The organism is Methanobrevibacter sp. (assembly GCF_045636185.1).
Classification (GTDB): domain Archaea; phylum Methanobacteriota; class Methanobacteria; order Methanobacteriales; family Methanobacteriaceae; genus Methanocatella.
Map to the genome: position 1 here is coordinate 21379 of NZ_JAZTXC010000163.1, position 11462 is coordinate 32840.

10 protein-coding genes and 1 tRNA gene are annotated in these 11462 nt (G+C 33.3%); 6 read left to right on the forward strand and 5 right to left on the reverse strand.

The window, feature by feature from the left end; genetic code table 11:
* Positions 1 to 45: 45 nt before the first annotated feature.
* The 3 genes from ACKI3Q_RS09230 to ACKI3Q_RS09240 all read left to right on the forward strand — a co-directional run bounded on the left by ACKI3Q_RS09230 (position 46) and on the right by ACKI3Q_RS09240 (position 1421).
* The gene (locus ACKI3Q_RS09230; protein WP_407416311.1) at positions 46 to 357 is read left to right on the forward strand and encodes a transcription factor S; all 312 of its coding nucleotides are present in this window, start codon (positions 46 to 48) and stop codon (positions 355 to 357) included.
* 11 nt (positions 358 to 368) lie between these two features.
* The gene (locus ACKI3Q_RS09235; RefSeq protein WP_407416302.1) at positions 369 to 1331 is read left to right on the forward strand and encodes a topoisomerase IV; all 963 of its coding nucleotides are present in this window, start codon (positions 369 to 371) and stop codon (positions 1329 to 1331) included.
* 16 nt (positions 1332 to 1347) lie between these two features.
* Positions 1348 to 1421, forward strand: a tRNA-Arg gene (locus ACKI3Q_RS09240).
* On the opposite strand, the gene ACKI3Q_RS09245 is transcribed toward ACKI3Q_RS09240, so the two are convergent.
* A complete protein-coding gene (locus tag ACKI3Q_RS09245) occupies positions 1403 to 3253 on the reverse strand; it encodes a helicase C-terminal domain-containing protein (RefSeq protein ID WP_407416303.1) in 1851 nt (616 codons plus the stop codon). The genes ACKI3Q_RS09240 and ACKI3Q_RS09245 overlap by 19 nt on opposite strands.
* 76 nt (positions 3254 to 3329) lie before the next feature.
* Here ACKI3Q_RS09245 and cobI point away from each other — a divergent pair, with 76 nt between their 5' ends.
* Positions 3330 to 4031 (forward strand): precorrin-2 C(20)-methyltransferase, encoded by a 702-nt coding sequence (gene cobI / locus ACKI3Q_RS09250; protein ID WP_407416304.1) that lies wholly within the window; start codon positions 3330 to 3332, stop codon positions 4029 to 4031.
* Here cobI and ACKI3Q_RS09255 read toward each other — a convergent pair.
* Positions 4028 to 4786 (reverse strand): V4R domain-containing protein, encoded by a 759-nt coding sequence (locus tag ACKI3Q_RS09255; protein WP_407416305.1) that lies wholly within the window; start codon positions 4784 to 4786, stop codon positions 4028 to 4030. The genes cobI and ACKI3Q_RS09255 overlap by 4 nt on opposite strands.
* 241 nt (positions 4787 to 5027) lie before the next feature.
* Here ACKI3Q_RS09255 and ACKI3Q_RS09260 point away from each other — a divergent pair, with 241 nt between their 5' ends.
* Entirely contained in the window at positions 5028 to 6254 is a 1227-nt protein-coding gene (locus ACKI3Q_RS09260) for an FprA family A-type flavoprotein (protein ID WP_407416306.1), read from the forward strand.
* 50 nt (positions 6255 to 6304) lie between these two features.
* The gene (locus tag ACKI3Q_RS09265; protein ID WP_407416307.1) at positions 6305 to 6718 is read left to right on the forward strand and encodes a ferritin-like domain-containing protein; all 414 of its coding nucleotides are present in this window, start codon (positions 6305 to 6307) and stop codon (positions 6716 to 6718) included.
* 221 nt (positions 6719 to 6939) lie between these two features.
* Here ACKI3Q_RS09265 and ACKI3Q_RS09270 read toward each other — a convergent pair whose 3' ends face one another.
* The 3 genes from ACKI3Q_RS09270 to purL form a co-directional block, all read right to left on the reverse strand.
* Complete coding sequence (locus ACKI3Q_RS09270; protein WP_407416308.1) at positions 6940 to 8073, reverse strand: site-2 protease family protein; 1134 nt, start codon at positions 8071 to 8073, stop codon at positions 6940 to 6942.
* Between the two features lie 16 nt (positions 8074 to 8089).
* Positions 8090 to 9307, reverse strand: a complete 1218-nt coding sequence (gene glp, locus ACKI3Q_RS09275; protein WP_407416309.1) for a gephyrin-like molybdotransferase Glp — start codon at positions 9305 to 9307, stop codon at positions 8090 to 8092.
* 16 nt (positions 9308 to 9323) lie between these two features.
* Positions 9324 to 11462 (reverse strand): phosphoribosylformylglycinamidine synthase subunit PurL (gene purL, locus ACKI3Q_RS09280; RefSeq protein WP_407416310.1); only part of this gene is annotated, 2139 nt, incomplete at its 5' end.

Genomic DNA, 11462 nt, shown 5'->3' on the forward strand with positions numbered 1-11462 from the left:
ATAATATTTAAAATAGTACAAAGAAAAAAATAAGAGGTCGATATGATGGAATTTTGCCCGGATTGTGGAGCAATGCTACTTCCTAATGATAATAAACTTAAATGCAGTTGTGGATATACAAAAGATTTATCTTCAGACAACAATGAATACTCAGTTTCACAAGAAGTTAAAGGTAAACAGGGTGTTGTTAACATGGGTGAAGCTGAAGATATGAGATCACAAATAAATGAAGTATGTCCTGAATGTGGCCACAAAAAAGCTTATTATGAACTTAAGCAAACCCGTAGTGCAGATGAAGCACCTACAAGATTCTTTGAATGTGCCAAATGTGGGCATAAATGGAGAGATTATGATTAAGGGGAAATAATATGAAGGATTCTGATGAAAAGGAGAATAGAATTTCTAATTTAAAGAATATATTCGATCATATGAATGATGAAGAGCCATCAGATGAAATGAATATGGACGAATATGATGACATTGAAGAAGATGAGGAATTAATAAACTTCTTAAATGAAAATGATGAAGATTATGAAATTGATGATGAATACATTTATCATCCAGGAAAAGATTCTCCAGCTGCAATAAATCTAGATGATGAAGATGCAGAAATCGATGAAAACTTCATTATTGAAACCGATATCAATGAAAAATTAGATAAAAAAGCTCAAGTTGTCAACAAACCAACAGATTTCGAAAATGAGATTAATGAAAACTTCGACAATGTAGTGAATATGAAAATAGGAGAAAAACCTGTTTTCGGAATCCTCAGTTTAGTTCTAGGAATAATATTCTTAATTGCTTCAGTTATTGTTTTTAGTTCAGGAACAGAAAGAATCGTGGATAATGTAGTTTCTGGTGAAAACAACTTTTTAGTAGTCATATTAATAATTATTGGAATATTATTAATAATTACTGGTGTGTTTAAAATATTTAACTTAAAAAATCCATTTGATTCAATGCTTGAGTCAATGAACAGTGTAGAAGAATCAGATGAAGATGAGGAAAAAGAGACTACCATTCCAAAAAGTGATATTCCTCTCGATAAAGAATCTTACAAAATAGGGGAATTTGATATGGATGATCTTAAAAGCAACCTAAAAAGTTCATTTTCTAAAACTATCAATAACCAAGAAGAACCATCCGAAGAAGCAGAAGAGGAAATTGATGTTGAAGATTTACCTCCTGCACGTGAAAAAGCTCCTGATAATAAAGGACTTATAAAAGAAGAAATCGAAGAAAAAGATTACGAGCAAGCTCAACTTGACGGCGAATCTATTGATGAGATTTTTGCTGATGTTGATGACATTGAAAAAGAAGATAAAGAATAAATAATTTACATTTTTTGGGCCTGTGGTCTAGTCTGGAATGACACAGGACTTCGGATCCTGAAATCGGGGGTTCAAATCCCTCCAGGTCCGCTACTATTTTTTACCCTAACCAAAGCCTCTTTAAAAAAGTCCGGAACTAATGACCTATAAAGAGGACTTTTTAAAACCATGTTAATATCAGAATCCAAAATATAAGTGTAACAGTAGTCATCTTCAGCACGCATACCCCTACCATAAGCTTGCATCAGGGTCATGACGGTCTTATATGCATACCATTTCTGATCATTTTTTCGTCTCATATTAATTTGCTTGTCTCCAAGATATGGGAAAGGAATTTTATAAATAATCTGGAACCTACACTTATCATAAGGTAAATCCACACCTTCACTCATAGATGGAGAAACCAGTACTAACGGATTATCATCATTTTCAAAATAGTTCAATATTCTTTCCCGATTTTCAGAATTGTGTGAAATTAACCTGGAGTTAACTAAATTATTATTAATAAAATGCTGACACTTATAGCTGTTAGTATGAATCAAACCCTTTTCATCCTTATGTTTTTCAAGAATTTCCTTTAGGATAGGGATTGTTTTAGGTGCAGTCTTAGCAATTCTATTTTTAGACATCTTTCCGGCAAGATTTAAAATAATCGGCCTTTTTTCTTTAGTGAAAGGACTGTCAACTTTAATATGATAAACTTCATCCGGAGATAATCCTAACCACTTTGAAAATAAAGTGCTTGATAAAATTGTAGCGCTCATGAAAATGACAACATCCCCATATTTAAGCAGCATGTCCTTAGCATAGTGATGTACTCTTAATGGTTTAAAAGAGACTCCGTTTTCATCACTGTCAATTACCCAATTTTTAGGTTCGGTTTCAAGATTTTTTTTGAGTGTTTTGAGCCTGGATACTGTAGAACGAATTCTTTCAGCCTTATTTTTAGATAAGTCTTTAATATCAATGTCTTCATATGACTCACTAATAGCTGCAATTTCCATTATCCAGTCTTCAAGTTCACCATCCTCAAGAGTTTCCTTTGAAATGACTTTGCTAATATCCTTTTCCAAACGATGATTATAAAGATTAACTTCCATTGTACTCATTAGTTTAGATTCAATATTATGTGCTTCGTCTAAAATAATAAGTGAACGTGTTCCAAAATGCTTAACGTAATTTAACTCAGCAATAGCATAATCATAATTCATTAAAGTTATTGGTGAGTTGATTGCATTGGCTTTTTGCTGCCAATAATGGCAATGGGAATCAGACTGATAAAACACTGCTCCACCAAAGGAATCTTCAAAAGCTAGTCCTGCATCCAAAGTAGGATTTTTAGCAACACCGTTTGGACAGAAAAAATTACTTGAAGTGGGAGAGGTTTTACAGGCTCCCATATCACAGGTAACATCAAGCCCGTCATGCAAACATGCAAAATTGGATCTTCCTTTAACCAAAGGGAATTCAAATTCCTCATTATACTGTGACTGTAACTGTTTTGTCATGGTTAAAATATAAGCTGAACCATACATTTTAGCAAGGGTAGTAGCAATTGCAGATTTGCCTGTTCCCGTTCCGGCCTCCAGAATAATATATTTATAGCCCTGTTTAATGGCATCATCAATGTCCTTAATAATTTCAAACTGGCCCAATCTCGGTTCATAAAAAGGGAAATTTTCGATTATCTCTTCATCAATATTTGGATATAAATCCTTAAGTTCGAAAAATCTATTAACCTGCATCTTATGGTCTTCAATAGAATAGACTTCTGGAATCTCATCATCTAAAACTGAAGATGTTCTAGGCTTAGTAAAGCTAAATAAACTAGTTGAACTTTCCTTTTCCTCAGTCTTCTTATGACTACAAATACAATTGCTTTTAAGCATACCACAATTTGGACAGAACATAGAATTTGACATTAAAAATATATTAGTATAGTATAATATAAATAAATTAACAAAGAGCATTTGACGAGAAATATTTATAAGTGATAACATGACCGAAAGAGGAAAATTATATGGAATTGGTGTTGGACCTGGAGATACAGAATTATTAACTTTAAAAGCAGCTAGAATTCTAGAAACTGTTCCTGTTGTTTTTTCACCAAAATCCTCAAAAGAAAAAGATAGTATTGCACTTTCAATAGTAAAACCAATAATAGAAAAAAGAAAAGATTATAAAAAATTAATGCTAGTAGAACCTATATTTCCAATGATAGAAAACAAAGATGAACTCGAAAAAGTTTGGACGTCAGCTTCTGAGTTAATTGCACAATATCTTGACAGTGGCCGTGATGTCGCATTTATAACTCTTGGAGACCCTTCAATTTTTAGTACTTATTCATATGTTCAAAAGAGATTAAAAGGAGCCTATGAAATCGAAACTGTTCCTGGAATCACATCATTTACAGCCTGTGCTGCTGCCCGTAATGAAGCACTGGTTGAGCAAAATGATATTTTATCCGTTGTTCCAAAGATTGACGATAGACTGGATAACGTGATGGAATATAGTAATGCAATAGCTTTAATGAAAGCATCAAGAAATATGCGTAAATTAGAGTTGAAGATTGAAAATAATAAACGCACTACCGATGTTTATTCTGTTCAAAATTGTACCCGTGAAAATGAGGAGATTGTGGAAGGTTTTTCAAAAGATAAACCCTACTTAACTACAACCATTATTAAATTAGATGATTAATTCAATGGTTCAATCTCAAAAACACATTTACCATCACCCATAGTATAACATTGTATTTCTATTACACTAACTGGTGAATTAAAGTATTCAGAAAATAAAGCTTCAAAAATGCCAGTATCTAAAAAACAAGCAGGTTTACCTGTTTTGGGTAATAATTCACATTCAAAACAATCAAAAGAAGTAACTTTTATAATATCGCCAATTTCAAATGACACTCTGCCTAAACCTTTTTCTTCCCAAAATTTAGCAATATTTGTCAAAAAAATTTCTAAATCCTCATCATATAATGAATCAAACAGAGATTTACCTATTCTATTTCCAGTAGCCTGCAAAACAGGATCTATATTAATTCCTTCTTGAATAAGCATTGATCTTAAGGTATGGAATAACAAAACTGTGAAATCACCATTATCATTAATTATATTATTAACCAAATATTCTTTTTGGGTTTCTTCAAGTTCTCTTTGTTCAGATAAATTAACAGAGCCCAAATATTTAGAATTAATGTAAAAAATTTTTTTTCTATTGTCATCGGGATGAATCTTATATGAAACAATACCCTTTTCCCTTAAACTTTTAAGGTGTACTGAAACGGTAGATTTTGATTTTCCAGTATTTGAAACAATTTCATCAAATTCCAATTCACTGCTTCTTAACATTTCTAGAATTGTAAGCTTTACTGGACTTTTAACTACATTAACACCAATATGTTTTTCAGGATTTGAGAATATCTGGATTGGCTTTTCATCACCCATTAATTTACACCTCTTATTTAATTGTTAAACTTTTAAGTTAATATAATTAACTAACAAAAAATTTAAAAAAAAAGAGGGTTAAAAAAAAGATTTAATCAACAAAGTTTTTTAATTTGTTCAAAAACTATAACCCACAGTTCTTTAAATCATAATCTATATATAGTTCTAAAATTCAAAGTTATATTAAATCTATATGTCATTCGTATGGATTAAAACAAAATATATTTTGAGGAAGATTATTATGAAAGCTAATGCTCAAAAAATAGCTGAAGGAGTATACTGGATTGGTGTTCTTGACTGGGATTTAAGAACCTACCACGGATACACCTTAGACGGTACCACATACAATGCTTACATTGTATTTGGAGAAGACAAAGTAGCAATTATTGATAATGCATACCCTGGAAAAACTGCTGAAATGATGGCTCGTATCGACGATGCATTTGCTCAAGAAGGCAGAGATGTAAAAGTTGATTACATCATCCAAAACCACGTAGAAAAAGACCATTCAGGTGTTTTATATGATTTACACAAAAGATTCCCTGAAGCACCAATTTACTGTACTGAAATTGCTGTAAAAGGTCTTTTAAAACATTACCCTAATTTAGAAGGTGCTGAATTTATTACTGTTGGAACTGGAGACACCTTAGATGTTGGCGGAAGAACCTTAGCATTCTTAGATGCATTTTTACTCCACTGGCCGGACAGCATGTTTACATTGCTTGCTGATGATACAGGAATTTTATTCCCTAACGACGCATTCGGTCAACACTTATGTTTCACCCAAAGATTCAGTGACGAAATCCCTGAATATGTATTAATGGATGCTGCTCAAAAATTCTACGCAAACTTAATTACTCCACTTTCAAAATTAGTGCTTAAAAAATTAAATGAAGTAGTGGAATTAGGATTACTTGAACAAATTAAAGTAATTGCACCATCACACGGTCAAATCTGGACCGACCCAATGCAAATTATCGGAGCATACCAAAACTGGGCAACCGGTGTATGTGAAGACAAAATCACTATTATTTACGACACAATGCACTACTCAACCCAAACCATGGCTCATGAAATTGCTGAAGGTGCAATGTCTGAAGGATATGATGTTGAAATCTTCTTCTTACATGAAGATGAAAGGTCAGAAATTGTTAAAAGTATTTTAACCAGTAAAGGAGTAGCTATTGGTGACCCTACCATTAACGATGTACCATACCCAAGTATTGGAGACATCATGTACTACTTAAAAGGTCTTTTATTCAACAGAACTGGTATTGAAAGAAAAGCTGTTACCTTTGGTTCAATGGGTGGAAGAGGAGGATCTCCTGCAAAACTCGCTGAAGAATTAGGTAACTGTGGATTCGATATTGTAGACACACAAGAAATCTACTTTGTACCAGATGATGAAGAAAATGATGCAAGTTACGAATTAGGTAAAAAATTAGCTCAAGCCTGTAAAGAATTATAATTTAAAATATTAAAATTAAAAATAATTATTGTTAAAAGGAGATGTATAAAATGGTAAAATACGAACATGAAATCGGAATTACTAAAGGAACACCTGTAGAAAAATTTGTTGCAGGAAACTTTGAAGGAGAAACTAACGAAGTCGGTATTTACTTAGCAATGTCTAGACAAGCTTCCAGAGAAGGCTATGGAGAATTAGCTGAAGTATTCAAAAGATTAGCATGGGAAGAAGCTGAACATGCAGCAAGATTCTGTGAAATGAACGGAATCATCAAAGACACCCTCAAAGAAAACATTGAATGGATGATGGGTGGAGAAAAAATGGCTAACGCTGAAAAAAGAGAAGCTTCCGAAAAAGCCGAAGAAGCTGGAATCGAAACCGCTGCTGATTTCTTCAGAGAAAGTTCCAAAGACGAAGGTCGTCACTACAAAATCTTAGAAGGCATATTAGAAAGATACTTCTAGTTGAAAGAATTAATTTTCTTTCAATTTCTTTATTTTTTTCACCAAAACCATCAATGAAGAAAAAAGTTAAAAATGAAATTTTCAGACAATTTCAGAATAGCATTTACTTAAAATATTGATTAATTATTTAATAGTTTACTATAAAAAATATAAAAATAATTTATTATAAAATTAAAATAATAAAAATAAAAAATAAAAAAATAGTTTTGAAACTGCATAATCTATATGAAACTAGCAACAATACTGAAAATAATAATCAATGCCATAACAACAGATATTGAATTTACAAGTGGTTTGTATATGCGCTCTGGAACTTTATAGCTGAGCAGTATTTCAAGCATTTTACCTCCGTCCAAAGGTTTCATTGGAAGTAAATTGAATGTACCGATTCCTAAGTTTAAAATAAACATCCATTGGAATAATTCAGCTAAACTGAAATAAATCCAAGGTAAAGGACCGAAAGCATTATTTTTTAACTCATAATGTTTGGCTGCCTGAATTCCAAAGTAACCTACGGAGTCATTGTTTGGATTTTTGTCAAGGGTCAGCGTATACGAACCATGGTCAGTTCCAACCGTAACATTATCACCCGGCTTAAATGACCCGACAATATTCATATAACTACTTGAATCATTAATAGTATGATTATCAATGGACTGTATAATCATTCCTTCTTTTAAATATTCGCTAGCAGGTGAATCACCAACTACACGATTAATTTCAATTCCATTTTCTGAAAAGTTAGCGGGAATGGCATAAGATGAAATAATTAAAAATATAACCAACGAAATAGCTGCAAGTGACATGTTGGCAACAGATCCTGCAGCATAAACTCTAAGCTGAGATAATCGGGAGGATGATTTTAGCTCATCTTCATCAGGTTCGACAAATGCACCGGGAATAATTGCAAATAATAATAAACCAATAGATTTAATGCTTATTTTTTCACTGACAGCCATTATACCATGGGAAAATTCATGAACTACTAGTACCGTAGCCAATCCTATTAATCCATAACCTAGTGGAACATAAATAGATGATCCGGGCATTTCAACACCAGGTATTACAAGAGAAACTGATGGAGTAGTAGTTACGGTTTCAAGTGACGATATCAAAAGCCAGGCCATGCCAACCATTGCAATAAAAGACACAACCACACCGAAGGTCATGAAATATTTCCAAAACCTTGGTGATATATCAGAAATACGTTTAATTAATCCTCTAAGTTTTTCTGTTCTCCACATTATTATTGGAAAATCTATTTCAAATCCATGATTAGATAATTTATTATTAAATATTAAAGCCACAGCCCAGATTATAAAGAAAGCTATCAGATAATAATAAATTCCATTCATCAAACCACCGTATTAACTACCAAAGTAGTGAATCAAAAAATACAACGTCGACTATATCGCCCTTTTGATATCCTTCATCATTTTCATCTATTATGATGTAACTGTTTGCCTCTACCATTGAGCGAATGATACCGGAACCTCTGTTTAAGATATGTCTTGCATACTCGCCATCAGAAAATGCGCGGATAAAATCAGTTCTTCCAAGTTGAGAAGGTATTTTCAATTTAGCTTCTCTTTGAACAATATGGAATTCGAAATTTCTGCCTTGCATTTTGAATAAGTATTTTCTTGCAAAAATATCAAATTGAGACATGGCTGCAACAGGTTGGCCTGAAAAAGTGAATATCATTTTATCATTAATTATTCCAGCACCAATTGGTTTACCCGGCCTTATTGCAACACCATGGAATAAAACTTCTCCCAAATCATCAACAACATCCAGTACAACATCCCCTTTACTAATGGCCGTTCCACCAGTTGTCATTATAATATCATATTCCTCACTAGCTTTTAAAACTTCTTGGCGAACCTCTTCAAAAGTATCACCTGCATGGGAAATGCTAACAATAGCTCCAGCATCTTCAATCATTGATTTGATAGCATATTTATTGGAATTAATAATTTTAGCACTATCTATCTCTTCTTTTGTAGGTTCAACCAATTCATTACCTGTGATAATTAACTTAATTTGAGGTTTTTTATAAACTTTAACTCTATCATAACCTGCTGAAGCAATCAATCCCATTTCCTGATATCTGATAAAAGTATTTTTAGATAAGATTTTTTCTCCTTTTTTAATATCTTCAGCTTTCGGAGAGACATTTTCTCCAGGAGTAACTTGAGAATATATGGTTAACTCATCACCATCTGTCGTAGTATACTCTTTCATTAAAACTGCATCTGCTCCTTTAGGAATAGGTGCACCAGTAGCAATTACAATAGCTTCACCATCATTTATTGTTTTTTCTGAGAAGTCTCCTGCACCTATAGCATCAACTATTTTTAATGTTTTTGGCACAGACTGTGATGCACCAAAAGTATTTTCACCCTTAAGTGCAAAACCATCCATTGCAGATTTATCAAATGGAGGTGAGTTATGATATGCTATGATTTCCTCAGCCAAAACCCTTTTATGTGCTTCTGCCAATGGAACTTCTTCTGTATCCATGACTTTTTGATTATCATCTATTAGTTTTAAAGCACCATTTAAAGAGTCTAATTTTGATAAAAACATCTAAACACCAGCCAATTTATGCCATATATTTTTCAATAACACCATAATAAGAATTATTTAACTCATCAATTGTAAATTCATTATCATTGATTTTCAAGGAATTACCTTTAACTTCCCCTACAACATTAACTGGAACATCAATTTTTGATAAAATATCATCACATGCATCAGCCTTAACAGTCACTAAATATCTGCCATGACTTTCAGAATAAAGCAATTGATTTTCATCCAATTCTTCAGAAGTTAATTCAACTTCACACCCTTTTTCAGAAGAAATAACCATTTCTGAAAGTGCAACAGCCAATCCTCCTGCTGAAACATCATGTATTGCAGTGATATTTTTATCTGCATCTTCATCCAATAATCCTAAAATAGTTTTAGCGTTAGCAACTTCATCATCAATTCTGATTCTTGGAGCAATACCCTTTTCCAAATCATGTATTGTACGGTGATACTCAGAACCTGTCAATTCATCATAAGTCTGACCAATTAATAAGATTTTATCTCCTTCATTTTTAAAGTCCATAGTTCGGATATTTTCAATATTTTCAACTCCAATTACTCCAACTGCAGGAGTAGGATTGATTTTAATTCCTTCAGTTTCATTATAGAAACTTACATTTCCACTGATTACAGGAGCGTCGAATTTTTCAGCTACCAAACTCATTCCTTCAATAGCTGTTTTAAATTGCCATAATATGTCCGGTTTTTCCGGATTACCGAAGTTAAGACAATCAACAACTGCATAAGGAGTAGCACCCATAGAAACTACATTACGAATAGCTTCAGCAACACATCCTGCAGCTCCATCAAATGGAGATAATTTAGTGTGGATTGTATTGGAATCGGTTGTAAGTGCAATAGCTGTTTCATCATCAATTCTTAAGACTGCAGCATCATCACCAGGTTTTACAACAGTTCTAACTTGAACCTCATGGTCATACTGTTTGTAAACCCAGCTTTTAGAAGCGATATTAGGTGAAGACAGTAACTTAAGTAAAGATTCCTTAATTGGAGGATGTTCAACTACCACAGGTTCCAAATCTTCAGGAATTTCCTCTAAAGGTCTGTCAATTGAAGGGGGGTCTGCCAATAAGATTGTAGGTAAGTTTGCAATTTCTTCGCCATCATCTGAAATAATCATGTTGTTGCCTTCGCGGACTTCTCCAATTACAGCAGAAACAATTTCATGCTTATCACAGATTTTTTGAGCGAGCTCTACATCTTTTGGATTAATAACAAAAACCATTCTTTCCTGTGATTCGGAAAGCATAATTTCATATGGAGTCATACCAGTTTCTCTTAAAGGAATTGCTCTTAAATCTACAAATGCAGCATTATTTGATGCGTCAACAAGCTCAGAAATACAGCAGGTAAGACCTCCACCACCTAAATCCTTAACACCACTAACATCAATTTTTTCCAATATTTCAAGTGATGCTTCCAATACTCTTTTTTTAGTAAACGGATCGGCTACCTGAACAGCAGGCCTGTCTTCAGTTTCAGAGTCAGATGTTAACTCTTCAGATGCAAAAGTTACACCATGAATTCCATCACGACCGGTTGTTCCACCCATTAAAAGGAATACATCTCCAAAATTAGGTGCCTGAGCACGGACAATATTCTCTTTTTCAACAAGTCCCACACACATTACATTAACTAACGGATTTGTTCTGAAAGATTCGTCAAATTCTATTTCACCTGCAACAGTTGGAACTCCTACACGATTTCCATAATCAGAAATTCCCTTTACTACATGTTCAAATAAATATCTGGACTTTTCATCTTCCATTAATCCAAATCTTAATGAATCTAAAAGTGCAATTGGCATGGCACCCATTGAAATAATATCCCTTAAAATTCCACCAATACCAGTTCCAGCTCCACCATAAGGTTCAATAGCTGACGGGTGGTTGTGAGATTCCATTCCTACAGCAAGAGCATACTTATCAGTTACTGATACTAATCCTGCATCATCTCCAGGACCCAAAATAATATTTTCTCCTTCTGTTGGAAAAGCTCTTAAAAATGGTCTACTACTTTTGTAAGAACAATGCTCTGAAAACATTACATCGAGCATTCCTTCTTCCAATTCGTTCATTTTCCTACCGAGGATTCCTTCAATGTATTCAATTTCTGAATCAGCTAAAGTCAT

What these genes read in the sequence shown, in the direction of transcription:
- ACKI3Q_RS09235 (WP_407416302.1), top strand. Translation starts at nt 369, where the DNA reads ATGAAGGATTCTGATGAAAAGGAGAATAGAATTTCTAATTTAAAGAAT.
- cobI (WP_407416304.1), top strand. Translation starts at nt 3,330, where the DNA reads ATGACCGAAAGAGGAAAATTATATGGAATTGGTGTTGGACCTGGAGAT.
- ACKI3Q_RS09245 (WP_407416303.1), bottom strand. Translation starts at nt 3,253, where the DNA reads ATGTCAAATTCTATGTTCTGTCCAAATTGTGGTATGCTTAAAAGCAAT.
- ACKI3Q_RS09255 (WP_407416305.1), bottom strand. Translation starts at nt 4,786, where the DNA reads ATGGGTGATGAAAAGCCAATCCAGATATTCTCAAATCCTGAAAAACAT.
- ACKI3Q_RS09265 (WP_407416307.1), top strand. Translation starts at nt 6,305, where the DNA reads ATGGTAAAATACGAACATGAAATCGGAATTACTAAAGGAACACCTGTA.
- ACKI3Q_RS09270 (WP_407416308.1), bottom strand. Translation starts at nt 8,073, where the DNA reads ATGAATGGAATTTATTATTATCTGATAGCTTTCTTTATAATCTGGGCT.
- ACKI3Q_RS09260 (WP_407416306.1), top strand. Translation starts at nt 5,028, where the DNA reads ATGAAAGCTAATGCTCAAAAAATAGCTGAAGGAGTATACTGGATTGGT.
- glp (WP_407416309.1), bottom strand. Translation starts at nt 9,307, where the DNA reads ATGTTTTTATCAAAATTAGACTCTTTAAATGGTGCTTTAAAACTAATA.
- ACKI3Q_RS09230 (WP_407416311.1), top strand. Translation starts at nt 46, where the DNA reads ATGGAATTTTGCCCGGATTGTGGAGCAATGCTACTTCCTAATGATAAT.